This window comes from Gemmatimonadota bacterium, from assembly GCA_026706845.1.
In the GTDB taxonomy this organism is placed as follows: domain Bacteria; phylum Latescibacterota; class UBA2968; order UBA2968; family UBA2968; genus VXRD01.
The window spans coordinates 1-26149 of record JAPOXY010000025.1; the positions used below are offsets into that span (position 1 = coordinate 1).

21 protein-coding genes are annotated in these 26149 nt (G+C 55.0%); 5 read left to right on the forward strand and 16 right to left on the reverse strand.

Going from position 1 to position 26149, the window contains the following annotated elements; all coding sequences use genetic code 11:
- Positions 1-825: c-type cytochrome (locus OXG87_02485; protein ID MCY3868395.1), on the forward strand; the 825-nt coding region annotated here is incomplete at its 5' end.
- Here OXG87_02485 and OXG87_02490 read toward each other — a convergent pair.
- Positions 809-2956, reverse strand: a complete 2148-nt coding sequence (locus OXG87_02490; protein ID MCY3868396.1) for a fibronectin type III domain-containing protein — start codon at positions 2954-2956, stop codon at positions 809-811. The two genes, OXG87_02485 and OXG87_02490, sit on opposite strands and share 17 nt — an antisense overlap.
- 108 nt (positions 2957-3064) lie before the next feature.
- On the opposite strand from OXG87_02490, the gene OXG87_02495 reads away from it, so the two are divergent.
- Positions 3065-4126 (forward strand): hypothetical protein, encoded by a 1062-nt coding sequence (locus tag OXG87_02495; protein ID MCY3868397.1) that lies wholly within the window; start codon positions 3065-3067, stop codon positions 4124-4126.
- A gap of 13 nt (positions 4127-4139) precedes the next feature.
- Here OXG87_02495 and OXG87_02500 read toward each other — a convergent pair whose 3' ends face one another.
- From OXG87_02500 to OXG87_02530, 7 genes are read right to left on the reverse strand one after another with little or no spacing between them, the layout of a single operon-like run.
- Positions 4140-6101 (reverse strand): hypothetical protein, encoded by a 1962-nt coding sequence (locus OXG87_02500; GenBank protein MCY3868398.1) that lies wholly within the window; start codon positions 6099-6101, stop codon positions 4140-4142.
- A gap of 16 nt (positions 6102-6117) precedes the next feature.
- Positions 6118-7386: a hypothetical protein gene (locus tag OXG87_02505; protein ID MCY3868399.1), complete on the reverse strand. Its 1269-nt coding sequence runs from the start codon at positions 7384-7386 to the stop codon at positions 6118-6120.
- A 22-nt stretch (positions 7387-7408) separates the two neighbouring features.
- Positions 7409-8266 (reverse strand): alpha/beta hydrolase, encoded by an 858-nt coding sequence (locus OXG87_02510; GenBank protein ID MCY3868400.1) that lies wholly within the window; start codon positions 8264-8266, stop codon positions 7409-7411.
- Between the two features lie 22 nt (positions 8267-8288).
- Positions 8289-9104, reverse strand: a complete 816-nt coding sequence (locus OXG87_02515; protein ID MCY3868401.1) for a phytanoyl-CoA dioxygenase family protein — start codon at positions 9102-9104, stop codon at positions 8289-8291.
- On the reverse strand, positions 9101-11380 hold the full coding sequence (locus OXG87_02520; protein MCY3868402.1) for a DUF3604 domain-containing protein: 2280 nt from the start codon (positions 11378-11380) through the stop codon (positions 9101-9103). The genes OXG87_02515 and OXG87_02520 overlap by 4 nt, the downstream gene beginning before the upstream one ends.
- Positions 11381-11420: 40 nt before the next feature.
- Positions 11421-12458: a dehydrogenase gene (locus OXG87_02525; protein ID MCY3868403.1), complete on the reverse strand. Its 1038-nt coding sequence runs from the start codon at positions 12456-12458 to the stop codon at positions 11421-11423.
- Between the two features lie 35 nt (positions 12459-12493).
- Positions 12494-13270 (reverse strand): phytanoyl-CoA dioxygenase family protein, encoded by a 777-nt coding sequence (locus tag OXG87_02530; GenBank protein MCY3868404.1) that lies wholly within the window; start codon positions 13268-13270, stop codon positions 12494-12496.
- Between the two features lie 208 nt (positions 13271-13478).
- Between OXG87_02530 and OXG87_02535 the strand changes: the two genes are divergently transcribed.
- Both OXG87_02535 and OXG87_02540 read left to right on the forward strand, forming a co-directional pair.
- A complete protein-coding gene (locus OXG87_02535; GenBank protein ID MCY3868405.1) occupies positions 13479-14729 on the forward strand; it encodes a Gfo/Idh/MocA family oxidoreductase in 1251 nt (416 codons plus the stop codon).
- Positions 14730-14739: 10 nt separating this feature from the next.
- The gene (locus OXG87_02540; protein ID MCY3868406.1) at positions 14740-15558 is read left to right on the forward strand and encodes a phytanoyl-CoA dioxygenase family protein; all 819 of its coding nucleotides are present in this window, start codon (positions 14740-14742) and stop codon (positions 15556-15558) included.
- Here OXG87_02540 and OXG87_02545 read toward each other — a convergent pair.
- A complete protein-coding gene (locus OXG87_02545; GenBank protein ID MCY3868407.1) occupies positions 15555-17318 on the reverse strand; it encodes a phytanoyl-CoA dioxygenase family protein in 1764 nt (587 codons plus the stop codon). The genes OXG87_02540 and OXG87_02545 overlap by 4 nt on opposite strands.
- A 142-nt stretch (positions 17319-17460) precedes the next feature.
- Here OXG87_02545 and OXG87_02550 point away from each other — a divergent pair, with 142 nt between their 5' ends.
- Positions 17461-18357 carry a dihydrodipicolinate synthase family protein gene (locus OXG87_02550; protein MCY3868408.1) on the forward strand — a complete coding sequence of 299 codons (897 nt, stop codon included), beginning with the start codon at positions 17461-17463 and terminating at the stop codon, positions 18355-18357.
- 2 nt (positions 18358-18359) lie between these two features.
- Here OXG87_02550 and OXG87_02555 read toward each other — a convergent pair whose 3' ends face one another.
- From OXG87_02555 to OXG87_02585, 7 genes are all read right to left on the reverse strand, one after another.
- Positions 18360-19652 (reverse strand): hypothetical protein, encoded by a 1293-nt coding sequence (locus tag OXG87_02555; GenBank protein MCY3868409.1) that lies wholly within the window; start codon positions 19650-19652, stop codon positions 18360-18362.
- Between the two features lie 44 nt (positions 19653-19696).
- A complete protein-coding gene (gene purN / locus OXG87_02560; GenBank protein MCY3868410.1) occupies positions 19697-20314 on the reverse strand; it encodes a phosphoribosylglycinamide formyltransferase in 618 nt (205 codons plus the stop codon).
- Positions 20315-20328: 14 nt separating this feature from the next.
- Positions 20329-22068, reverse strand: coding sequence for a phytanoyl-CoA dioxygenase family protein (locus OXG87_02565; GenBank protein ID MCY3868411.1), 1740 nt, complete (start codon positions 22066-22068; stop codon positions 20329-20331).
- Between the two features lie 155 nt (positions 22069-22223).
- Positions 22224-23240: a sterol desaturase family protein gene (locus OXG87_02570; protein ID MCY3868412.1), complete on the reverse strand. Its 1017-nt coding sequence runs from the start codon at positions 23238-23240 to the stop codon at positions 22224-22226.
- Positions 23241-23273: 33 nt separating this feature from the next.
- Entirely contained in the window at positions 23274-23933 is a 660-nt protein-coding gene (locus OXG87_02575; protein ID MCY3868413.1) for a ThuA domain-containing protein, read from the reverse strand.
- Between the two features lie 25 nt (positions 23934-23958).
- Positions 23959-25407, reverse strand: a complete 1449-nt coding sequence (locus OXG87_02580) for a sulfatase (protein ID MCY3868414.1) — start codon at positions 25405-25407, stop codon at positions 23959-23961.
- On the reverse strand, positions 25407-26149 hold a 743-nt coding region (locus tag OXG87_02585), incomplete at its 5' end, for a Gfo/Idh/MocA family oxidoreductase (GenBank protein MCY3868415.1). The genes OXG87_02585 and OXG87_02580, both read right to left, overlap by 1 nt.

The following is a 26149-nucleotide window of genomic DNA, read 5'->3' on the forward strand; positions in this document are numbered from 1 at the left end:
ACCGATGGCCGCGTCCTGCCCACAGGTATCGACGGCCAGATGCCTGAACGCAATGTGCCCACCCTGATCAACCGGGCCTACGGCACGATTTATTTCTACGACGGCAGGGCTACTTCCCTCGAAGAACAGGCACTCATCCCCATCCAGAGCCCCACAGAAATGGGCAACACCCTCGAGCATGTCGTCTCCACCTTATCAGCCATCTCTGGGTACCGTACCCACTTCAAAGCCGCATTTGGGGACAGCACCATCACACCCGACCACATCGCCAAAGCCTTAGCCGCTTTCGAACGCACGCTCATCTCTGGCGAATCGCCCTACGATTTGTTCGAATACGGCGGTCCCAAAGGCTCCATGTCCGAATCCGCCATCCGGGGCCTGCGTCTCTTTCGCACCAAAGCGCGCTGCACACTCTGCCACATGGGATTCAACTACACAGACGAAGACTTTCACAACATCGGTACGAGCTGGGACCGCGCTGATCTTTCCACTTACGAAAAAACCGGCAACCTGAAAGACATCAAAGGCATCGATCCCGGGCGTTATGAGCAAACCCAAAAGTTAGAACACTTTGGCGCAATGAAAACACCTACCCTGCGCGAAATCGCGCGCACAGCCCCCTATATGCACGACGGCAGCATCAAAACCCTGAAAGAAATCATCGAATTTTACGACAAAGGCGGTAATCCCAATCCCTTCCTCGACGAATTGATTACCCCCCTCAACCTCACAGACGCCGAAAAACAAGACCTGATCGCCTTCCTCAAAGCACTCAACGGCATCAACTGGCTCCACATCGAACCGCCATTTAAGTTTCCGGAGTAACCGACCACGCGCACGCCCGGCTCCAATCACTCCACACCCCTTGTGCATTTCGCGCGCGCACGCGCCAATAATATCGCTCGCCCGGGTTCAACAGCCCAGCAAACTGCGGTTGCCAGCGCGTCTTCCCCGCATATGCCGTGCGACTCACATATCGGTCAAAAGTGGGACACACGCACCACCGGAAATCCGGGTACCTGCTCACCTGGACGTGATAATCATCCACCTCTGACCCATTTCCCTCAGGGCTTTTCCAGCGAAACTCAAAATCCGTCTGATCCAACTCTGCGCCATCATCCGGAAACACCGGCTCGGGTACCTCCGGCGGTTTAATACAATGCTCCTCCCGCCATCCATAGATTATCCGAACATTCCGCTTACCCTTTGTCTCATCTCGATATTGAATGTGATTTTCACCACATAACAGCGATGGCAAAGATCGCGTCGCACACTGCAAATCCGTATCAAACCAAATTTTATCCACCCCTACATCCTCGGCATTCGCACCAGCCCACATCGCCACCTGAACATAATATTCATACAGCGGTCCAACCCGCCATCCCGGATCCCAATCTCCCCGCCAGTCGAACAAAGCCGGATTCAAATACCAGTCCAGATCCACACATTCACTTGCCCGATGTCCCGCTGCCACCCAGACCGACCGCCAGTCCTTTCCATCCCGAGACAGCAACACCTCAAGTCCGTCTTCCCTGCTCGCCCGTCTGTAGGACAAACCCACTCTCGCTCCGGCAATTGGATATGGCGAATGTATCTTCCAGATCATTTGGGAAACGCTTTGATCTTGAATCGGATGAACAGCTGGCAACTTCCCCGACGTTTCTTGCACCACATTCACCTGCTGTTCTAATCCTCTCAGCGCCAGCGGAGTTCGCAGATCGGGCCGATAGACCAGCTTGCCATTGGAATACCGCACCTCGGGATGTAACCGACGCCCCCGCACCACTGTCTTACCCACCTGATCCCAATAGCGCACCAGCTTCTCGCCCGGGCGCAAGCGCATCGCCATCGTATGGGGTAGCGGCAACTGCGTCGTATCCTGTTGCACACGGCCATCTCCCCGAGTCCAAGCAGCACTCGGATTGGTCGGATACACAAATTCCCGATTCTTGAACTGCGCGCTGTAATAATCCTTCTCCGCCAGATCCTTTCCCGCCAGTCCCAGGTTCCGGTGCGACCTGCTCATCAATTCTGGATCCCGCGCCAGATCAGCCACACTGGCCACCGTGCGGTTATCCCGTTTTAAGAAAAACACCATCTGATCCGTATCGAGCAAATGCCACGCCCCATTTGCCCACGCTTCAAAAATCGTATGGCTGCACTGCCGCCCCCGACCGTGCCCATCCAGAATACCGTCAACCCATACCTCGCGCGACTTCACCCCCATCACCTCGCCCAACCGACTCGTGGCAATCGCATACCCTATACACCCCTCAAACCCATACGCATTGAACAACTTTACCGGATCGCTCACATCGTCATACCAGGACATCCCGCATCGGCTATCGTAAACCTCATCTACGACAAATTGCCACAACGCCATCATCCGCTCTTCTTCGTCCAGATCCCGTCCGCCTATCGCCTCTTTTGCCATCGCCTCCACCGACCACCAATCCCGCTGTCCATTTGCCACCAACCACGGATTCACCAAATCTGTCTCACCCGTATTTTCGATCACCACATAAAGATTTGGCTCAAACACCTGATCATAGGGAGGCATACTCGAATTAGGCCCCGGGCAATACACTTCCGGCCCAAGGGTTACAGCATTCGACTCATCTACATACCCACCCATCCGAACCTCAAACACCTCTGCCTTCTCCGTCAGCTCGACCTGTTTCTCACAAGGCGTCCGGGGCACATGCGCCTCAACGGATTCCAGATCCCCCAACTCATCTTGCTCCAGATACTGAGCAGAACCAACGGCGATATAATAATACGTCTTCCCCGGTAGCAAATCCGCCGCATCCACAAACCGATCTTCTCGGGCAACGCCGACTTCTTTAAACACACCATCCGCCCGATCCGCGCGATAGATTCGCATCCCCCGAGCGTCCTTGCACGCCACCTGCATCGTAACGCAATTGACAGCCGTATCCAAAATTTTAAGTATCATATCCGATCTCCCTTCCAATCAAAGCGGAAAATCGCTTGATGGATCATCCACACACATGTTATATTTCCTCAAATCTTTCCTCCAACCGCCATTCTCAGGAGACACGCCATGAAACTCGTCGAAACCGATCCCAACTCCGGCGCTGAAATCTACCAGCTCATCGACGATCCCCGTCCCGCCGACAACATCTATGGCGAACAACCCTATTCCTCGGCTGATGGAAGCCGCGTCACAATCCGATATTATCCCCAAAACGATCAGGACGGTGGCCTATCCTTCCTCGACCTCACAGACGGCAGCCTCCACACCGTACTCGACGAAGCCCCCCATTTCCCCGCCTTCCACGCCTGGGGCGAACACCTCTACTATCAGCAACAAGACGGGGACGCGCTTGTACTCAAACGCTGCAACTATCAGACCCTCGAAAAAGAAGACATCACAACTTTGCCGACCGAAGAGGGCCGATTTAGCTACGGCACCACTTCCCAGGACGGGCGTTACTACGCTGCCAGCGTCCATCCCGAAGGCGGATCGAGCAAAGTCTGGTGTACAGACCTCTCAACCGGGAAAAGCAGCACCCTCGCCCAGCGGGACGACTACCACTTCAAACACGAACAATTCTCCCTCGACGGCAACAACCGCATCCTCATTCAAGCCAACAAAATGCCCGACGTCAAATTCGTCCACCTCGGCGCTCTTGAACCCGATCGCGAAGGCATCACATGGTTTCCCGTTGATCGTCCCCACACGCCGCGCCCCACCGGTCACGAAGCGTGGATTGGCACAACCGACCACATCTTCATCTCCACGGGACAAGACGAAGACAGCGAAGGCAACGTCTGGACTGCGGGCTTACGCGACAATGCCCCAAATCTGGTCAGCAAAACCCCCCACCGCTTTGGTCACGTCAGCGTCTCCCGCTGTGGCCGATACTGGGTCGGGGACGCCACCCAGGAAGAAAACATCCCCATCCACATCGGTTCCCTCGAATCGGGTCGTCACAAATGCCTCGTCCTCAGCCGCACCGAGCACGACAGCAACCAGTGGTCGCACACCCATCCTTACATGACCTCTGACAACGCGTGGCTCATCTACACCTCCAACCGCAACGGTCACCCCCAGGTCTATGGTGCAAAAATTCCACAGGAGTTCTTAGACAGTCTTTCGTAAACCTTCAAAACCCTCACCACCCATGTACCCCATGTCCCGCATCTGGAAACCAGATTATATCCACCACCTTGGAGACCCCAATCCCGAATAAATACCCCACAATCGCCCCGTACCAAAACGGTAAAGACCGCCGGTAAAGACTCACGCCTCCAAACTGGATGACAAAGGTCTTCATCAACCACACAATCAGCAAACAAAACCCGTATCGCCCCACAGGCAAAGCAATCGCCGCCGGATGAAACGGCCACCAGGACACCCGCGCCTTCAAATAAGTCAGCACGCCTGCCTCTGCAAACCCAAAAAACCACACCCCCAACTTCTGCGGATCGAATACCGTCAGCTTGCTCCCTTCAATCAACGACACCCTGCCCATCAACACACCCCAGTCCCACAGCGCCATGTGCCCATTCAGACCGCCCTCGGTATAACACCGGTAAAGCTGCGCGCCCACAGAAACCACAAAACCCGTCACAAACGCCACCGGGATGCACCCCCAAATTAGCGGATGCCGCCGCAGGTGATCGCCCAACATCCGAAAAAAATGCGTCACCGACGGAATACACGTAATCCGAATCGGCACCCCGCAAAGCGCATTGCTATTCACCAGCCAGATAGACGTCTGTGTCGCAGGTGGCAGATTCGACGTTCCGCCCAGCGCCAGGAGCACATCGGCTCCCTTTCCACCCGCAGGAGACAAAAAAATAAAACCCGTAGTCGCCGCGTATTTGGTAATCCCAAAAAAACAGATAAATAGCAACAGCAACTGCACCAGCATCACGGGAACCCGCATACCGGCAGACACCATCCACCCGCCCAAAAACACCGCCGAAGACAACAGCCCCAGCCACGCCGTGCGATAAGAAACCGGAGCTCCGTCATCACCCTCGCGCCCCCTTTCAAACGCCTTTTGCAGCGTCTCCCGCAAATGCCCCCTGGCGACCCACACCGACCATCCCACCAGAAAAACCAGCGCCCCGTGCGATTCCAGCATCGCGATCTCGCCGCCCATCGCTGGTTGCCCGGGCAAACCCACCGTAAACCCCGTGCGGTTCAGCAATCCCTTTTTCAAAATATTCACAAAATCGTAAAACCAGAAACTGAACAGAATATCCAGCGGGCACAAATACGCCAGCCCCATAATCATCGGCTGCACCCGCAAAAAATAATCCGGAAAATGATGTCCCAGAGGCACGGCTTTGTACGTGGTAGAATAAAACAGGGTAATAGGCGGCAAGCTGAGCGCGAAATACCCGATGATATTCCAGCCAATAATCCCCGCCACGAAACCGAACCCAATCCAGAACACCTTATTCTTAAACACATCCGGCACCCGACTGCCTGCAGACTGCCTGAGCATATCCATCGGGAACGTCGCCATCGGAAAAACCAGCCGCTCCTTCTCGTGCCACTGTTTGTAAAAAATTACACTCGAAAAAAACCCCGCCCCAACCAGCGACAAACACGCCATCAACCACCAGAACAGCGGCCGCACCCAGGCCAGCCACGGGATAGCCCCATCCACCTCCACCCCGGTAAACAACTGCCCGATCACCGCCTCCGATTCCTCTGGAAACAGCCAGCGCGGGAAATAGGGCATCACCACCTCTCGCATCCGGTTCTCAGGCGAGGCATAGTGAGCCGGAGCCACAATATCGGTCACCATATACATCGCCCACCCAATACCCGGCAAATTCCCCACCAGCCACACCATGAAAAACACCGTCAACATCTCCATCCGGGACAGTGCCCACCCCCGCGCAAACAGCTTCAACACCGTATTGATCCCCAGCCACACCACAAACGGCAGAGCCACTGCTACGGGCATGTAATTCTTCACCAGATTCCGCCCGAAATAGGACATGAAAAGCGCCATCCCCACAATCGTGAGCACACCTATCACCAGCGCGCGTCCCGTCACCCGTTCTCGGAGTACTCCAGATTGTTCTTCCACCACCTGCTTTTCATCGATAGCCATCTCCCACCCTTTTTGGTCATCGCAATTGCTTCAACAAGCCCAAAGCCGCATCGACAATCTGCTCGCCACACCCCGGCGCAAAGACGCTCGCCTCCGGCTCATATCCCCCTTCTTCATAAGACTGCCTCGTCGGCAAATACCCCACCGAATCATTGGCTAACTCGATCACTATAGTCTGCGAAAACGGAGATCGGGCTTTCAAATCCAACCCCAGTTCCACCAGCAACTCCCCCGGCACAGCCGCAATCCCCAGGTCTCCAATGCGAAGTGCCTGCACCCATGTCCGCACCCGATCCGGCACATCGGCCATGCGCCTGGTTATTCGGCGCACCAAAGCGCGCTCGGCCATCGTGGGACGCTCCATGGCCTCAATCTCCTCCACACGCGCCATGTCCGCCTCAGAAGGCTTTGGCTTGCGCGCCAGAACCACCTCTTGCATCGCCGCCCCAAGAGACACATCGGACGCAAAATCCATCTCATTCCACGCCCACAGAACGCCCGCTGCAATCAAACCCGCCACCCGTTCCGCATGCAGAGAACGGTCTTTCACAGGGCGCTTATCCCCCAGCACATCTATATTATTGATATCCCCACACGCGCCATTTGAAAGCGCAGCGACAAAAGAGGCATTCCGCATCCGCTGAATCAGCGTTGAAAAAATCCCAAAATAATCCGCGGAGATCGAATACGCGGATTCGGGCATACCGATATAATGCAGTGCGTAATTGGCCAGCAAACCAATCGCCCCCCCAGCAACCCCCGGCAAACACAGCACGCCAAACTCCGGATCAATAGGTCCCAGATGCGCCACGAACTCGGGATTGCCCACACCGGGATTCGAGCGCACCGATCCATCGCGCATGCGATAGCGGCGGTTAAAAACCACGCGGTCCTCAAGAGCTTGCCCAAACCCCACCTGCGCTGGCTTTCGGTTCTGCCACGCCAGCCTCACGGCATCGGCAATCCGATCGATCAAAAACGCCGTATAAGCATCATCGCCCGTGACAGCCCCCGTGTGCGTATGCGTGCAAGAAATCAAAACCCGTTCTGCACTCAGTTCCGTCTCCTTCGCAATTCGCTCCTTAGCGCGGTCCAGGTAATCCCGCTTCACCCCGATCAAATCGCACACCACAATTGCCACACCTTCCCCTTCTCGTTCCACCACAAAACTGCGCACATGCAATGGATCGCGCACCTTTTCTGCAAACCGATCCTCAAACGATCCCGGAATCATTGTACCCAGCGGTGGTGTGATATCCAGACATGCAACCCCTGCGGTGATCATAGGACACTCCTTTAATAGTCATTCAACCCATTTCAAACTGTCGCTTCAAAAACTCAACCGTCGCCCTGTAAAACCGCGCCTGAATCGCCCCTTGATCCTCCTCTGCTACATCCTCTCGCATCCGCACCACGCACGCCACGCCCAGCGCATCCATCTTCTCCTTCAGCACCTGTCCGAATATCGGATGGTGGATTCCCTGCCCCGCATCCGGCTCGGGATCCATCGGCAAATTTGGTGTGGTGTACCACAACATCACGGGCGGCGCGTCTTTAGACACATAATTGATTGCCGAAGCTGCTTTAAACATCGCCCGGGCCTCCGGCTTATCGAATTCCTCGGGAGAAAATCCAAAAAATAGCTGTAGCGCCTCGTGCGCATACGCCGGCCCCGAAATAATCGTACGGATAAAATGCGGATCGTAAGAACACTGCCCCTGCCACGACGCCACGCACGTTAGCTGTGTAGATTGCCGGGCCACCGGATCTTCGCTTTCCGGCTCTGCTTCTTCCCCGCGAAACCCGATCCACATCGAAATCCCGGCCCCAGCAGATCCACCTCCTGCCGCCACCCGAGAAGCGTCCAAATTCCACTCCTCTGCCTTCCACCGGATAAACTGAATTGCCCGCTGGCTGTGCTCCATCGCCGCCGGATACCGATCCGTTCCCGAAAGCGGATAATTGATAGCCGCCACAGAAATACCCGCCTCCAGACAACCTTTCAGCAACACCTGCGAAATCCCTGCTTTGTCCCCACCCCGAAATCCCCCACCGTGAATATACACATACACTGGTGCCGGATCTTTCGAATCCGCCTGATAAAGATCTACCACATCCCGATCGTGATCCCCATAAGCCACATCTTGAAAAGTCGGTTCGCTCATTTTTTCCCCTTGAAAATCTCAGTTATACATCCTCGAAATTGTACGTGTACGGCCTCCGATAGCACTGGTCGAGTTTACCTCGCCATGCTCCTAAAACACCGCGCAGATCGTCATTCCGTATATTCTGGAGAAACCATTCGGGAACCTCGTAATGCCGCATATTGCAGTAGAAGGGCGGAATAAATGTATAAGTCATCGAATACCGCGTATTCTCGGTCAGGATATGGGGTGCCGAATGCATCAGCGATTCCGTAAACAGGAAAGCGTCTCCCGCGCTACAAGTGGCCTCAATAGGCTCACAGAACTTACTCACTTCCGCGTAGTCACCGTGAACCTTGTGCGACTTATCCATAGCCAAGGTCCCGCCATCACCAGATCCCACATCCGTCAGGAATACAAAGAAATTCAGATAAGGGAAATGGTGCATTCCCGGGTGACACTCGTCTTCGTACGTTCCCCACTTTGGCGCACTACCGCGATGCCAGCCCTTCTTATAGCTCATGTCTTGCTTGTATTTTTGGACCTCTTTAGCGTTATGACGAAAATCAGCAGGTCGCTTGATAAAAGCCCAGGAATTCTTGAGTGTGGCTGCAATACCGCCGATCTCAGTGTACGCTTCCAGGATGCAGGGAATTTTGATGAACTCGATAAAAGAGTCGTCCCGAAGAATGAGGGTATCTATTCGAGTGGTCGTCATGTCATTGCCCGTCAGCGACCAAATGCCAGACGCGATGCGATCTAACGTGGACTTATAAGCGTTTATTTTTTTTCGTTCCAATACGCCCTCCAGTCGCACCCAACCGTGTTCTTCAAAATGCTGACGCATTTCTGATATCATAACCCTCTCCTTTTAACCCATATTGGACTCGACCATGCAAAATCGCCCTGTGCCACCTGCAGATTTCCACAGCGCCCACCCATCGGCACCCGGCGAAGCGGCTTTAGTCTAACCTCTAAATAATAAAAATGTTCTCCAACACCTGGCTCATCTTCAAACCTCAAAACGGCCTGTTCTTTTCCGACCCATTGCTCCAGCACCTGCTCTCCATCCCTGAACAGCGCGACCTCCTGCACCATTCGGGATGCCTGTACCCTGCAGATTAATTGTACCTGCCCTGCCACCTCCACCTCCGATCCCATGGGCATTCCGTTCACCCGCACATCCAGCACAACACGAGCACCGTTGGTGGCAAAACACCGCCGTGCCCACAGAGCTTCAAATAGCGCCTCTCGGGTCAACGCCTCGGCCCACACACCCGTCAGAGCACCACCCATCCCGGGCACAATCCGATGGGAATCGCTATTCCCCATAAACGCCAGGCGATAGCCCTGCCGCAGTGCCTCTGGAATCGTATCCCGCATCTGAATGTAAATATCCCAGCACGAACACAGTTCCACACCCCCGAGCCGACTGCTCGGAATCACCCACCAGGTGGGATGGTGTGGAAATGTAAAAGCCCGCGTCCTCTCCATCGCTGCCACCCACTTCTCCAGTGTATCCGCATCGGACTCAGTAAAATGATACAGAGGCACTGCCCCATCTGGAAATAGCATAATCCGATGATTCGGTCCACTCTCCGATTCCTTGCGATAGGTGCGTTCATAGGCGGGAACGGCCACAAATCGTCCAGGATCGTTAAAGTGATCGGCCTCCGCCAAAATCAGTTCGAGCTCTGATGGCGTGAGAATATTATCGTAAAGCGCATCATTATCCGTCACCGCCATAAAATCCAGCCGTGCTTTGTAGCGCCCATACGCGTAATTCTCGTCGATCTCGCCCTCCGCATCACCCGATAGATTGCCGTGACAATGGAGATCTCCCCAATAAAGCTTATAGGTCTTTCCCTCCACCTCTATTTCGGGCCGCTGATCAAACACAGGCGGTTCGGGCAGTCGGATCGGCCGCCACGACCGCCACGCCGAAGACGGGTGTTCCTCCACGGACCGCGCCCGATCCAGTGGCAAATACCCGGCACAGATATCCGCATAATATCGCCCCTCGGAAATCTGGGCGGCAAATGGCAACCCCCCATCCACCACCGATAAATCTCCATTCACTGTATAGGCGTGTACCTCACCATCTACCTCGCAGGACCGCCCCTGATTTCTCCCGGTCAGGGGACGAGCGTAAAACAGCGCATCCGGACCGTGCCGGTTGACCAACTCGTCCTCTTTGCGCTCATAAAGAACCCAGACATCTCCATTCATTTCCCGCACAATCTGTGGTCGCCGTCGCCACCCCACAAACCCCATATAATGCTCGCGCCCCAGCAATCCATCGTAGAGATGCGCCACATACCCTTCGGGCATAGTGCGATCCAGACCCCTGTAGGGCGTCCAGGACCGACCGTCAAAATGCGAAGCCATCGCCTCCACTTTGTGATCCACAAATCCTTTGGGATGGATCACATCGCGCGTGACCACCCACGTCGCCCAGACCCCGTTTGAACCGTCGAGACACAACCGCGGAAACAACTCCCAGTCATCTGTAAGCGAAAACTTCTCCGGTCGTCCCACCCCATCTGGCGTCCACTTTCTCAAAAAAAGATCACAAGCTCCATTTTGGAGCGTCTGGTAAGCCACCCAGGCACCTCCGGCATGACCACACAGCACGGGCCGATAGTGATCTCCCCCACCCAGCGACAGATCCACGACCTCAGCCCAGCGATTCCCATCCAGACACCTCCCAAACACCCGACGTCTCCTACCCACCAGCGCAGTCCAGACTACCCATATCCTGCCCTCACTATCCGAAGTCACATTTGGGAAAGCCAGACTCGCCTCCGCCTCAGCCAATCGCACCACCTCGCCCATTTCGTCTGGCGATCGGGCTAGCACGCACCATCGTCCCTCCCGCACAGCGCACCACACCACCCACACTGCATCGCCCCCGCACGCAATCCGCGGCTGAAAATTGATCCCCGCATCTTCACTCACTACCAGCAGAGGACCTCGCTGCTGGCCCTTAAAAGACCGCACCAGAATCCGATCTTCTTTGGGCCTGTACCCGTGCCAGGCAACCCAGAATCGACCAGATCCATCCACAGTTAGTGCGGGGTCTTTATCCACATGCCCGCGGCGATGCTCTGACAATCGAATTTGCAAACGCTCCATACTCCTCAATCCTCTCGTGAAACGTCCCCTTCCAAAAACACTACGGTGTTTGAAATTTTCGGAACTTTGTCCGAAACCTCGGTGTTTCAAGCACATCACGGTTCACCACAGCCTCGGGAATCTCACCCCGAAGAATCTGCGCGGCCTGGCGGAATTTATCGCGCCAGGCGCCTTCAAAGTATTCATCGGTATGCCCCAGAGAGTGCGGGGATACAACGACATTGTCCATTTTGAGAATCGGATTGTCGGGATCGACGGGCTCCTGTTCGAACACATCCAATCCGGCCCCTCGAATCCATCCTTGCTGCAGCGCCTGAATGAGCGCTGCTTCATCGACGACGGGGCCGCGCGAGGTGTTGATCAGGTAGGCCGTGGATTTCATTTTGCGCAATTCTTCTTTCCCAATCAGATGGTGTGTCTCTTCGCTAAATGGCACGCTGATACTCAGGAAGTCGGACTCGGCCAGAATCGTATCCATATCTACCAGGTCTGCGCCGATATCGGATACGGCGTCCTGTTCTACGTAGGGGTCACAGGCCAGGTGCCGCATCCCGAACGGCCTGGCCAGTAAAAACACCTCGTGGCCGATGTTGCCGACGCCGATGGAACCGAGGGTTTTGCCGGTCAGACCTTCACCGTGATACGCATCCCGTTCCGACCAGTGTCCCTGGCGGGTTATTCTATCTTTGTTAATGAGTCGCATCGCGAGCGCCAGAATGAAGGTGATGATGGTACAGGCCATTGGCCGGCGAACCGCGTCGGGAGCAAAGCAGAGCATGACGCCCGCCTGGGTGAGAGCCTGAACATCAATGTGGTCGTATCCCACACCGGTGTAGAGGACTGCGATCAGTTGGTCGTTTCCCGCAAGTGAGCGCTTTGTCCAGTGAGCGGTCCAGGAGATGACCATATCGCATCCACGTATCTGTTCGGCACCGACTTCCGGCAGAAACCGATCGAATATCCGGTACTCGACTTCGGGCATCTCATTGAGCAGTTCCAGCCCCGGGCCGGGAATGGCCAGATTTCCGGCCGGATCGAAGAAATCTCTGGTAATTCCGAGTCTGACTTTCCTCTCCATATATTCTCTCCTGATTTCTTACTGGAGATCCCCGTTTACGGAATCGCCATTCTGAAAATGGGATGACTATCGGATGCGTTTGAAAGACACCCGTGGCGATTCACAAGCGGGATCATATCCGTAGTAATGTGATCCACATTGATATAGCGGTAGATCAGGGAACGGCGCCTTTTAGAAGACGTATTGGAATCAGAGCCGTGGGGCAGGCACAGATGAAAAAAGAGGGCATCGCCCGCATTCAGAACAACGGGCACGGCATCGGTGGTATCAAATTCTCCTTCGTCAAACCAGGGCTGATCCGAATTGGGGCGTTTCAGGATACCCTGCCGGTGCAAACCGGGCACAACTTGAAGACAGCCGTTTTCGGGAGTCGCCTCATCCACAGCGATCCAGACAGTGGCAACTGGGAGAGGTATTGAATAAAAATAAGGCGCGTCCTGGTGCCAGGCATGAGCAGACCCGTAGAAAGCGGGTTTGAGCTGGGCTTCGTCGCCGAAAAAGCGCAAGTTATCGCCCAGAATATCCCGCATACACGACAGAATGGGTTCACAGGTAGCCACAGACCGAAAAAAAGAATCGTGCCGGACAACGCGGCTGACTTTGCGAATGCGGTTCAAGGGATTCTCGGGGCGAATATCCAGGCGCTGGACCTCGGGTTCGACCTGCACGGCAATCCCGGAATCGAGTTGCCCGAGCGCAGCGCGATCCAGGTGTTCGGCGATCTCTTTGAGAAGCCCCGGCGAAATGAGTCCCTCTACAATGGTAAAACCGTCTGCGTGATAATCCCGGATTTGATTGGGTGTGAGAGTCATAAAAACCTACCTTTTTTAACCCCAGATGGGTCTTTATCCACATGCCCGCGGCGATGCTCTGACAATCGAATTTGCAAACGCTCCATACTCCGATCCTCTCATAAAAGTCCCCAGAATCATCCTGTGCGTCACAAGATAGCTTTTGTTTTCGGAAATAATTGGTATATTCTTCACAAGAACCCTGATACAATCCCCGGAGAACTCAACAGTGACAACAAACACCATTCGCGTGGGCATCATCGGAACTGGCAGCCGTGGCATCAACTGTATTGGCCATCAAATTGCCGAACAAGCCAGCGACCTGGACATCACAATCACCGCCTTCTGCAACCGCACAGAAAGCCGCATGCACATCGCCCTTGAAGATGTAAACAGAATCGCAGCAGCAGCGGGCAACAGAACTTTTTCACCCGCATTCTACAGCGATCCAACAGCCCTGATTGCCGACGATAACGTAGATCTGGTTGTCATCACCACGCCCACGGCGGCCCATCGCGAAGCGGCAATACCCGCACTGCGCTCGGGCAAAAAGGTCTATCTGGACAAGCCCATCGCACATACGCTTGAAGACGCCATAGCCATTCAAAAAGAAGAGCACAACACAAATAATCCGATGATCATGGGCTTTACCAGGCGCTATGAACAGCCCTGGATCGAACTCTACAACCTGCTGAAAAGCGGCGTCATTGGCGACCTCAAAATGATGCTTATTCGCGCCGTAATCCCCTATACGCATTATTTTATGACCTGGCACCGCACGCGGGCCTTAAGCGGTGGTGCGCTCAACGACAAGGCATCGCACTACACAGACGTATTCAACTGGTTTGCGGGCGGCCATTGCCTCCAGGTCAACGCCTTTGGGGGGCGCAACCTCTTTGAAGTGCGCGAAGACGCGCCCGAATTTTGTGCCGTCTGCGACGACTGGACCTGTCCTTATCGAGCGGAGTTGGTCGAAACGGGTACACAGGATCAGGCCCGGGGCGCGATAGATCAGACCTTCGCCCAGGAAACCGACCCCATGCGCCGAAAAGACAACTGCGTATATAAACCCGGCGCAGACATCTTCGACCACGCATCCATCCACTTCCAGTACGACAACGGAATCGTCGCCTCCATCTTCTACGCCATTTACGGTCCCCAAGCCGAAGACGAAGAAACCTTTGAACTGGTCGGCACAAAAGGCCGAATGATCCTGACGCGCCTGAAAGGCGAAATCGATCTCGTAACGGACTACGGAGAACGCAGAGAAGAAATCATACAATGCAAAGCCGAAGCCTTTGAAACCTCTCACTTCGGCGCAGACCGCAAGCTGGTTCAGGAAATTGCCAAATTTGCCCGCGGCGGGCCATCCCCTGTGGATGGCCAATACGGCATGGAAGCCACGCGAATGATCCTATCCGCAATGCAATCCATCGATCAGGGCGGCGAAACCGTTCGCCTCGCCAATGGACCAATATAAAGGAGGAAATATGACACCCATACCCATGACCGACGAACAAAAATTCTTCTTCGACCTTCGCGGCTGGATCCTGATACCATCTGTGCTATCGGCAACCGAGATAGAAGAGATGAAAGCGGAAGTATATGCCGGTGCCAGGCGGAGTTATGAGGGCGCGCTTCAGAACCTGCTGGATCACCCGGCAATCGTGGGCATTCTAAACGAAATCCTATCTGAAGACCCCTTTGTGAAAGACGACTGCTACGGCTTCCGCTGCGAAGGCTCCTTCACCACCGTGCGACCTCCCGGATGGGACAAATCGGAACGGAGAGACAACGGCATGCCCCACGTCGTGCGTCCACCCCAGCAGGCTAACGCCATGCGCTATCAGGTCGCGGGAAACAAAATTTTTGCCGGGCTGACCCGGGTCGTGTGGGAACTCGAGGAAGTCGTGGCAGGACAGGGCGGCACCTCTTTTCTCAGCGGGTCACACAAAGCCCACTTCAATTACGGCGGCCCGGATCGGTTTCGACCAAATATCGGCGGCTCCCCCTATGAATCCAGTATGAGAGACGCAATGGAAGATTATAGCTGCCCCGCAGGCTCGGTAGTCATCTTCACGGAAAGCCTGATCCACGCTGCCAATGACTGGATCAACCCGAACAACCCGAGATGCGCGGTCTTCAACTGCTACAACTCCATCTGGGCGCAGTGGCACCGCCTCAACCTCGACCACGAAACAATCGAAGCCATGCCCCCCAAGCGGCGGACGCTCTTCCGCGGCACCTGGGCAATTGGCGGCGGTCCCAATGGAAACCGCGAGTACTCGCTGGATAACAGAACCGTCTAACGGCCTGCTCTATTTCGCATCTGTTCAACCACTGGCGTCACCGGCGCTTCGCCGCTATAAAGTGCCTGCCCCCGCTCGTAGGACACCTCCACCTCGCCATCCTTCACCTCCAGCCGGGGCACATTGTATTCTCGCGCATCACGATCCGTGCCGCGCATCACGGCCAAATGCGCGTCCGTCATGCCCTCCACCATATCGTCGCCCCAGCGGTTCCACGGATGCACTATCTCCCCACCGCTGCGGTGAAAACTCCGCGACGAGTACTTGATCAGGATCCCCCGCCGCGGGATGGGATTCTTCCACGCCGTGGTGCCATGCGTCGTTGCGCCATCGGCAAAAAACAGTACATCTCCCGCCTCCATCACCAGTTGCTTCACCAGCCCCATGTCATCATCGCAAGATCGCACGCCCGGCGGCGTTGGGTATTTCCCCTTGTGAGAACCCGGGACACAGGCAAACCCGCCAAGACCGGGCGGAACATCCCGCAACTGCCATGTGATCGTCACCGCCTCCGAATAGCTCCGCCCATTCTGAAACTGATAGCCCATCGGCGGATACATCGGTTCCCCGGCATCGTGCAGCGCATGGCCAGACGTCCCTTGAACCGAACAAAACGCCGACGGCCCACTCATTCGCGCGCCGCTTCCACCCATCCATGTCAACCTGTGTTGCACAAGCGGGTGAGCCACCATCTTCCGAAACGGCTCGCAATACGGCTCGGGAAGATCCAGCAAACCACCCAGCACCGGACGCCCCGTGCCCGCCAGACTCTTCGACCCCCGCGACAATTCCTCCTGCACCACAATCTGGTCCTCAAATTTGTCAATCGCCTCATTCGCCTTCTCCAACCACTCTTCGTCCATCACCCCTTTGAGAATCAAATACCCGTTCAATTCCCAAAAATAGAACTCTTTTTCATCGATATTGGAATTGGAATCCCGGCTGTAAATCGAGGGATGAAACACCTCTCGCGATTCATCTATTTTTACCGTCTCGCCATCCGTCACAATCACCGGTGGAGGCGTCGAATACGCATAATCCGGTTTGTAAAGCGACGCGCGCTGTTCGGGGCTGATCTCCGCCTGCCACTCTGGAGAAGGATCCTCCGCAACCATTGGACCCGTCCCAGCAGACTGAATCGCCGCCCGCCCCACATACTCGTAGCTCAACAATCTCCGAGACCCTTTGCTCTGCCGCACCCCCTGCAACACCGTCCCCGCCACCAGAAACAGGTCTCCGGCCTTTAGCAATGGCTGGAATGTCAGACCCATATCATCCACACCCGTAGCCACATCCTCTGGCGTCTCCACATTCACCTTGTGGGTACACGGCACCATCACAAATCCACCATCGCCCTCTTCCACATCCTCAAGCGCCCAGATCGCTCGCACTGCCTGGCAATACCGGCGGCCGTTCTGAAAATAGTACGCCCTGGCAGGATCTCTCGGCTCATTGCCCCCCACCAGGGGCGCCTCTACATCCCAGGTCTCATCGCACAACAACTCTGGCTCCCGGTCCAGCCGGAACCCATAGCCCACAATCTGATTCAAATACCACACCAATTGTGGATGAATCATCAAATCCCGAAACAGATCCCGAAGTGGGGAATCCCATCTCAACATCCCCTCACTCTGCCCCCCTTTGTCCAGCGCCTCATTCAGCGCCTTCACCTCACCTCGGTTCAACACGCCCGGGATGTGCAAATAACCTGCCACATCAAAGCTGTAATTCTCCTCGTTGCTCATCGCTTCCCGGTCCATCGGTGACCTCCTGTAAGAAGATTGGGGTTTATTAGTGCATTTAATACATGGTAAGCTAATTTCTGGATCAATTCAAAATAAAAATGCTTATACTGTTATAAGGACAGCAATTAAATCCGGAAATAGAAGGGAGTAAAAAAATATGACCTCACAAACGCGAAAATCGCCCGATGAAATCAAAAACCTCCTCGAAGGCCCTGTCACATCGATACCGACACCTTTTCTATCAAATGGAGACATCGACTGGGACGGCGTAGGCAACATCATCGAAATCGGCATTGGAGGCGGCAGCGGCGTCATCTTGCTGACAGCGGGCGACAGCCAGTACTTCTGCCTCAGCGAAGACGAAATCGCTCAACTAACACAATTTACCATCGCGCGTACCGCCGGTCGCGCCCTCACCATCGCCGCGACCGGAGCATGGCCCACCCGGCAAGCAGAAGCATTCGCCCACAGATGCGTCGAATGGGGCGTAGATGCGCTCATGTCCGTCACCACATTCCACGGCTCAGACCCCGAAGGCGTGGCTGCTCACAATGCCGTAATCGGCAAAATCATACCGGTGATGCTCGTCGGCTATCCCTCGCACCGCGCACTGGATATGCTCATAGACGAACCCGGCATCTGCTGCTTCAAAGAAGACGGTGACACGGCCTATGCCGTAGAAACTTTGCAAAAATACGGCCACCACTGGAAAATCATGACCGGAGGCACCCTGTGGCGCCACCTCCTCGAATGGCCCTTTGGCTGTACTACCTTCATGGACTGGTCCACCTCATTCTCCCCACACATCGGCTCGGAATTCCACCAGGCGCTCTGCCGCAACGACATAGCCGAAGCGCGGCGGATCACAGTCGAAATCGAACGCCCGCTCTGGGATCTACAGCCCAATTTCCGGGGCGGCTGGCAAACCATGTGGCGCGCCATCCTGGAACTCTACGGCGTCTCCGCCCGATATCTCAGATCCCCCCAACTCTCTGCCACGGAAAAAGACTTGGAATTTCTCCGTGCGTCTCTGGGTCAAATCGGCCTGCTGTAATATTAAGGCAACGCATACACCCACATAAACCTTCGGTCGTAGATCAGAGCTTCCTCTCTACCGTCATTGTTCATATCACACACCTGCATCGCATAGCTATAACCGATGTCATCGAGCCGCGTACGCTCCAAAATACCCGCCGGACAATCGGGATGTTTTGCATTTGCCGGTGGAGAAAACGCCAGCGACATCTCTCCATCCCCATCCATCCCCCAGGGCCATCCGCCATCGGCATACCCGATCCATGTCTGGCTCCCCCGAAGCGCGATAATCGGACGGTTTCTGTGCATGCGGAGCTTTTCCCCGCCTCTGGGAAAACCCATTGGCCAGATCCGCTCAGTGGGCCTGCTCCACACTTCTGTGCCATCTGGTTCGTAGAGCACCATAGGGCCGTCTGGCGAATTGTAGAGCGCGACCTGAAATTCAGAATCCGAACGAAAACGTCCCAGAGCCGTACCCTGGCAATGAATGTGTTCTCTCGAAAAATAAGTCCTGCCTCCCGCCCCAAACAGGTGCAGTTTGTCGGACGCGGCAATAGAAAAAACCGGACCACTGGCAGTGTGAAACACATCCGTGTAATCCACATGCTGCTGGTCTGCATTCAGTGTTTCCGGGTCAACAGCATCCATCGTCCACAAAATCTGCCCATCCATACCCACGGCACAGTATCCGATTAGATACACCGGCTCGCCATCCACATCCAGAGACAAAATGTGGTGCCCGCCTCCTGGAACAGCTTTGGGACCCCATACCGGCTCCAGACCTGCGTTCAGACCCAGCACCGGCTCGCCATATCGCCACGAACCATTTCCCATCTCTCCATTTTTGATCGCAATAGCGGCCTCGTGTTCATCCGTGGGCCGTGCAGCGGTCTGGAGGATGTAATAATTCTCATCGGGAAGACGGGCACTCTTTACCTCCTCCCCTGTCTCACCGTCCAGGACCACAACCCTATCGCCATCTGCTAAGACCACCTCAATGCGCCCATCCCCGTCAATATCCCCCGTCGCGATACAGGCCTCATAGGAATGGGAAATATAAGGGATATGCGGCGGATTTGGCGTCCCCCACGTCCACAGGCGTCGGCCATCTGCGCGAAATGCCGAGACAGACACCGACTCGGGAAACAGCGCGCTTACAAAATCCCAACTCCTGAACGGCTCTGGACCAAAGATCCCCGGTCCCTGATAGGTGAGAATCTCCGGAACACCATCTCCGTCGATATCTGCTGGAAAACACTCTGCCCCGCCGTATTCCTCAAATGCAATCTCAAACATGGGTGATAACATTGTCATAGCAGACTCCTGCACAAAACCGGGACTTGCGATAAGCCCCGGTTCTATAGCTCCTGCAACTCAATCTCACCAGAGGCAATGCGCTGCAATGTCCGGACGTAAAGCCTGTGTTCCTGTTGCAGCACCCGGGCCGCCAGAGTCTCGATCGAATCCCCAGGATCAACCGGCACCCGGACCTGATCCAAAACCTGACCGTGGTCGTATTCTTCGTCAACCAGATGCACCGTAGCCCCTGTCTCACGATCACCCGCGGCCAACACCGCCCGATGCACGACCTCTCCGTAAAACCCCTGACCTCCAAACTTCGGCAACAGGGATGGATGGATATTGAGAACGCGCCCCCTGTACGCAGCCAAAGTCCGCGGCCCCAACCGTTTCATATACCCGGCAAGACAGACCACCTCAACTCCATATTCATGCAAAAACGCCAGAATGGCCCCATCCAGAGCGCCGGGTTCGGAATGGGTATAGGTACTCAAATGCACCGCTGGCACGCCCATCTTTCTCGCCCGCTGCAAAGCTCCGGAATCCGAGTTATTGCTGATGACCACCCTGGGCCTGGCCTGCAATCGTCCTGTTTTGCAGGCGTCGAGAATAGCCTGCAAATTGGTACCTCTATGAGAAGCCAGAAAGCCCAGTTGCAAGACCCTTCTACTCGGCATTTTCCCGTTTCTCCTTAATCCACCTTCTCCCCCGGCTTGCGATAAGACGCCGCGTACCGATCACCCTCCGGATCGTACGACACATGCACCTGTCCATCCCGCACGACCAACCTGGGCACTGTGCGATCCCATCCATCGCGCTCGGGACCGCGCATAACCGCAAACTGTTCCTCGGTCATATCTTCAACCATATCGCCCCAGCGCTCCTGGGGATCAATCACACCACCGCCCCAGTTGGAATTTTTGGACTGATATTTAATCAGCACGCCCCGTCTGGGAATCGGATTCTTCCACGCCAGCGCGCCGTGTGTACACCCACCATCCATAAAAAATAACACATCTCCCGCTTTCATCGCCGGCTGCACCACCAGGCCCATCGTCTCGTCGCATGTGCGGACGCCCGGAGGCATCGAATACTGCGTTTTATGAGAACCCGGCACACAGGCAAACCCACCCAGATCCGGCTCCACATCCCGCAACTGCCACGTAATCGTCACCGTCTCGCAATAACTCCGCCCATTCTTAAACTGGTAGCCCCGCGACGGACTCATCGGCTCATTCCCATCGTGCAACGCGTGGCCCGACGTCCCTTGCACCGCGCAAAACACTGTACCACCACCCGTGCGATATCCGCTGGCTCCCATCCAGTTCAGCCGATGCACCACAGCGGGATGGGCAATCATGCGCCGGAACGGATCGCAATAAGGCGCGGGAAAATCCACCAGCCCCGGCAATAACGGCCGCCCCGTTCCCGCCTGGCTCTTCGAACCTCGCGCCAGTTCTGCACCAACCTCAATCCGATCCTGAAATTTATCTACCGCCTCATTCGCCTTTTCCAGCCATTCCTCATCCATCACCCCGCGCACCACCAGATAGCCATTCAAATCCCAAAAATAAAATTCCTTCTCATCAATTTTTGAATCTGGATCCCGAATATAAATCGAAGGATGAATCACCTCAGAACTCTCTTCCACCCACGTCTTTTCGCCATCGGTATTCAGCACCGGCGGCGGATTAGAACCCTTAAACCCCGGCCTGTACATCACCGCCTTCTGTTCGGGAGGCGCACTCTCCGTCCACCCGGGTCGCGTTTCGGTCTCAGCCCCCGGTCCCGGTCCATTCGACTGGATGACGGCCCGCCCCGCATACCAGTACGTCAACAGCCGTTTCGGCGAACCCATCCACGGACGCATCCCCTGCAACGCAGATTCCGCCAGCAAAAATAAATCACCCGCCTTCAGCACCGGTTGCTTCACCAAACCCATATCGTCCTGCCCCGTCGCCAGATCCTGCGGCGTTTCCACATTGCTCTTGTGACTCGCCTGAACCACCACAAGTCCGCCATCTCCATCCTCCACATCCTCCAGCACCCAGACCGCCTTCACCCCCTGGCACGACCGACGACCATTTTGAATAAAATACGCCCGGGACGGATTCCGAGGTTCATCTCCGCCAAACAGGCCCTGCCCGATCTCCCCCTCCCGGCTCCCCAGCAACCGGGGTGCCTGATCCAGTCGGAACCCATGCCCAATAATCTGGTTCAAATACCACACCAGTTGCGGATGCACCAGCAAATTTCGAAACAGATCCCGCTGGGGTGCCTCCCAACCCAGCATGCCCTCGGATCCACCCACTTCGTCCAGCGCCCTGTTCAAAGTCTCAACTTCCCCGCGACTCAACACCCCTGGAACGTGCAAATATCCGGCGACATCAAACGCATAATTCTCTTCATTGCTCATCTCTTCCCGGTCCATCTCTGACCTCCTGTTGGAAGATTGGGGTTTGTCTCTGCATTATAAACTTTTTACTCAATCCAATCAAAAAGTTTTGAAGCTCCAAAAACGCAAAACCGGGACCTGCAGCACAGCCGTAAGCCCCGGTTGTAAACACCCTGTATTTCCCCCAAATATTAAATCTGATGCACCGCCTTGCGCTTCGCGCGCATACTGGCGTGCGATTCTGGCGACCCATCGTGAAACGTACCGAACCAGTAATCGAACGGGAAATCATTCTCCCCGTAATTACACTCAAAATAGCGGTGATGCAACTGGTGAAAAAACGACGCCGCAGGCATTCTATCACTGCCTTTCACCTCAATTTTATCAAACCCCACATGACCCTGTGCCGGTGTAAACGCCGCATGTTGTGCATTCATCAACATGTGAATCGGATGGGACGGCACCACCCAGTGAATCAAAATACAGCTAAAATACAACAAATGCTCAATCGGGTGCATAGCCAGCCCGGACCACGGTCCAATATTGATATTCTTGTGATGCAAATAGTGCGCGGACTTGTACAGGGGTTTCCAGTGGGTCAGGCGGTGAACCCAATAAAAATGGAAAAGCCGCCAGAACTGAATACCGCACAGCAACGCAACAAAATAAACCGGTTCTGTGCGCCAATCGACATAGGGAATTATCTCATTCGCAAATGCCCACATAGAAACCACTTCATAAGCCGTCCAGATCGTCCCCCCACTCACACAACTCCAGAAAATATTATCGCGCAATTGATTGCCCCACAAAAACTTGCGATTAGATGTCGCGAGCCATTTCGACGTGTATTTATACCGCGTGCCCTGCGCCTTGAACCTGTAGAAATACACATGCCACGCGCCCGCAATAACGATTAACATCGCAATATTCCGCACATACATCTCGGCAATCCAATCCACGCGGAACTCCACACAGCGCTCGAGCGCGGGTTGCAAATAAAGCCAGGTTCCAATAGCAATAAGCATATAAATCGCGTTCCAGGGCCACAAATAGCCCGGAAAACCGAACATCCACTTCAGCGCCTCAACAGGACGCGGAGGCCATGCAAAAATCGGCGCAGGCGCCGGGCGTTTTGCGGGCTGCCACTCGCCACTTTCATCTCGGGCAACGCCATCTACAACTTCTTTTTCTACCCTGGTATCAGCCATTGTACACTCTCCTCGAATAGTTGAGACTGAGCACTAAATCCTCCCGCTGACCCACTGAATACCCCGCACTAACACCGACTGAAAATTTTCATCCTTCCACGTCTGATTGTCGTGCCCACTCTGAAGGCAAAACACCCGCGTACCATTGTATTGTCGCGTCCAGCCAATCGACTTCATACACACCGGGTGATCTGTCGTCAACAGCAAATGGCTATCCGAATCCGGTTCATCCATCACATATGTCTCATCGACCATCTCCCAATCGGATATCCCTCGCGTAATCGGATGATCCCCATCCTCTACCCCAATCCGCATCACCTCATCGTGGCTGAACGATTCAAACGACCCCGCGACAACACCGGCGATCTGCACCCAGGGATCCCAATTTGGAAATGCCAAAATCGCGTGGTGCAACAACACAACACCCTTACCCGTCGCCAGCCAGGACTCCAGCGCGCTCAGAGGTCGCCCCATCCACCCGGGGCGGTTCTCATCTGTCGGACCCTCCTTGTGCATATTGTAAAACACAACCGCATCGTAGAAATCGCGTTCCTCTGCTCGCGGCGATGCAAAATCCTCCAGAGACTGAATATAGGCATCCACGCCTTCCATCTTGCGGAACAACCCGTGAAAATTCGGCACATCAAAACGGTGGCCGCCGGTCACCACTGCAACCTTAATAGAATCGTCCATAAATGTACCTCCCGTAAAATATAACCTATCTCCCTCGATCTGTCTCCCAAACCGGCCTTTCCTGCCACGGCTCAAAATCTGGATTCTCCTCGGGAATTTTGGCTTCGATCTCCTCCTGCCACGCTTTCAGAAGCGCGTGCAATCGATCTCGCACACCGGGCAATTCATCTGCCAGATCATTCTCCTCGCCAATATCCTCTCGCAAATTGTACAACTCGACATGCCCGGATTCAAAAAACTCAATCAGCTTATAATCCCCTGCTCGAACCGAAGATCCAGGCGTCCCTCCCTGATTGCCATAATGCGGAAAATGCCAGAAAATCGCATCGCGCGCCAGATCGTCCCCCCTCAACAAAGGCGCGATACTCACCCCATCGCAATGCTGCTCGGGAATCAGATCCAGATCCGCCATTTCCAATATCGTCGGATAATAATCTGTACTCGTCACCGGAACATCGCAAACAGACCCCGCCTGTGTCACACCGGGCCATTTGACAATCAGCGGCTCTCGCGTTCCGCCTTCATACATCCAGCCCTTACCCTCGGCGAGCGGCGCATTACACGTTGGCGAACCTTCACTCGTCGCCAACCCACCATTATCTGAGGTAAACATAATCGCGGTATTATCGGCAATACCCGCTGCTTCCAGCGTGTCTAAAATGCGCCCCACACTTTCATCCATGCTCTCGATCATCGCAGCGTACACCGGATCGGACTGCACCGTCCGCCGCGTAATACGCCTGTCCTTCTTGTGTTCCCCTGGGAAAAAATCGCCCTCTTCAAACGGATCAATTTTATCCAGCCCCATCTTCTTCGCTTTCTCTTCGTACTTCTCGATCTTTTCCCGCTTCGCCTGAATAGGCGTATGCACCGTATAATACCACAAATTCAGGAAAAACGGGCGATCGTCGCGGTTCTCGATCAAATCTACGACGCGATCCGTCAAATAATCCGTCAAATACGTCCCGTCCGGCACATCCACATCATCCAGCACCGGAATCGTCCACGGGCTAAAATACCCCCCTCGCCCGGGAGAACCGTGTTCGCATCCGCCCACATTCACCTCAAACCCGTGTTCATCGGGATAAAATCCAGGTCCACCCAAATGCCATTTGCCAACATGCCAGGTCGCATACCCCCCGTCCTTCATCGCCTGTGCAACCGTGCGCTCTTCATGGGGCAAATACCTGAAATAGGGCACATCGATCAATTTTCCGCGATTGGGATGATTTCTCCCGGCCCAATCGATAAAATTCGTCACCCCAACCCGCGCGGGATATTTGCCACTCATCACACTCGCACGCGTTGGCGAACACACCGGACACGACGCGTACGCATCCGTAAACTTCATCCCCTCGGCGCACAACCGATCCAGATTGGGCGTCTCGTAAAATTCACTCCCGTAACACGTCGTATCTGCCCATCCGTAATCGTCCAACAAAATAAAAATAATATTGGGTTTGCCCATTACCATTAAATCTCCACATCCACACTCTTGCCAGAAGCTCCCGACTCGCGTGCGGCGTGCAACACCTGCATCACCCGCAAACCGTGCTCCGCGGTAATAATCAACTCCTCACCCTCGCGCAAATGCCGCGCAATATTCGCGTGCAGATTTTCGCGCGGTACCGCATCGGTACGCACTTCCTCAGAATCTTCACCATAAACCGTCACCTCGCCACCGCCTCCACGTTCACACACAAGCGTGGCTTCCGTGCCCAGAACAACCCACTTATACGGCAGGGAATAAAAAGAAATATCCGCCTTGGCAGCACGCGCGCGCACCCCATTGTCAAACACCATCACAATATCAAACAAATCGTCCGAATCGCCCCACTTTGTATGCCGCACATCGGCAAATACCGATACCACCTTGTGCCCCGACATCAAATCGATAATCTGCTCGACCCAGTGCGGTCCAAAATCCAGCAAAGTTCCCCCACCTGCCGCGGCTGTCACGCGCCATTGCTGATTGTAATCGGGCACGCCAAAACCCACTGCAGGACGCGCCCCCATCGTGCGATTCTCAAGCGAAACAATCTCGCCAACCGCGCCATCTAAAACCGCGTGCTTCACCAAACAATAATCGCGATCATAATGCCGGTTGTGGTGCATCGTCAACACTACGCCATTATCTCTGGCAGCCTGCACCATCTCCTCGGCCTCTGGCCCGGTCAGTGACATCGGCTTTTCAATCAGCATGTGCTTCTTCGCCG

Bases quoted from the DNA above. Each gene is read 5' to 3' on its own strand.
- OXG87_02490 (MCY3868396.1), bottom strand. From the start codon at position 2,956: ATGATACTTAAAATTTTGGATACGGCTGTCAATTGCGTTACGATGCAG.
- OXG87_02495 (MCY3868397.1), top strand. From the start codon at position 3,065: ATGAAACTCGTCGAAACCGATCCCAACTCCGGCGCTGAAATCTACCAG.
- OXG87_02500 (MCY3868398.1), bottom strand. From the start codon at position 6,101: ATGGCTATCGATGAAAAGCAGGTGGTGGAAGAACAATCTGGAGTACTC.
- OXG87_02505 (MCY3868399.1), bottom strand. From the start codon at position 7,386: ATGATCACCGCAGGGGTTGCATGTCTGGATATCACACCACCGCTGGGT.
- OXG87_02510 (MCY3868400.1), bottom strand. From the start codon at position 8,266: ATGAGCGAACCGACTTTTCAAGATGTGGCTTATGGGGATCACGATCGG.
- OXG87_02515 (MCY3868401.1), bottom strand. From the start codon at position 9,104: ATGATATCAGAAATGCGTCAGCATTTTGAAGAACACGGTTGGGTGCGA.
- OXG87_02520 (MCY3868402.1), bottom strand. From the start codon at position 11,380: ATGGAGCGTTTGCAAATTCGATTGTCAGAGCATCGCCGCGGGCATGTG.
- OXG87_02525 (MCY3868403.1), bottom strand. From the start codon at position 12,458: ATGGAGAGGAAAGTCAGACTCGGAATTACCAGAGATTTCTTCGATCCG.
- OXG87_02530 (MCY3868404.1), bottom strand. From the start codon at position 13,270: ATGACTCTCACACCCAATCAAATCCGGGATTATCACGCAGACGGTTTT.
- OXG87_02540 (MCY3868406.1), top strand. From the start codon at position 14,740: ATGACACCCATACCCATGACCGACGAACAAAAATTCTTCTTCGACCTT.
- OXG87_02545 (MCY3868407.1), bottom strand. From the start codon at position 17,318: ATGGACCGGGAAGCGATGAGCAACGAGGAGAATTACAGCTTTGATGTG.
- OXG87_02550 (MCY3868408.1), top strand. From the start codon at position 17,461: ATGACCTCACAAACGCGAAAATCGCCCGATGAAATCAAAAACCTCCTC.
- OXG87_02555 (MCY3868409.1), bottom strand. From the start codon at position 19,652: ATGACAATGTTATCACCCATGTTTGAGATTGCATTTGAGGAATACGGC.
- purN (MCY3868410.1), bottom strand. From the start codon at position 20,314: ATGCCGAGTAGAAGGGTCTTGCAACTGGGCTTTCTGGCTTCTCATAGA.
- OXG87_02565 (MCY3868411.1), bottom strand. From the start codon at position 22,068: ATGGACCGGGAAGAGATGAGCAATGAAGAGAATTATGCGTTTGATGTC.
- OXG87_02570 (MCY3868412.1), bottom strand. From the start codon at position 23,240: ATGGCTGATACCAGGGTAGAAAAAGAAGTTGTAGATGGCGTTGCCCGA.
- OXG87_02575 (MCY3868413.1), bottom strand. From the start codon at position 23,933: ATGGACGATTCTATTAAGGTTGCAGTGGTGACCGGCGGCCACCGTTTT.
- OXG87_02580 (MCY3868414.1), bottom strand. From the start codon at position 25,407: ATGGTAATGGGCAAACCCAATATTATTTTTATTTTGTTGGACGATTAC.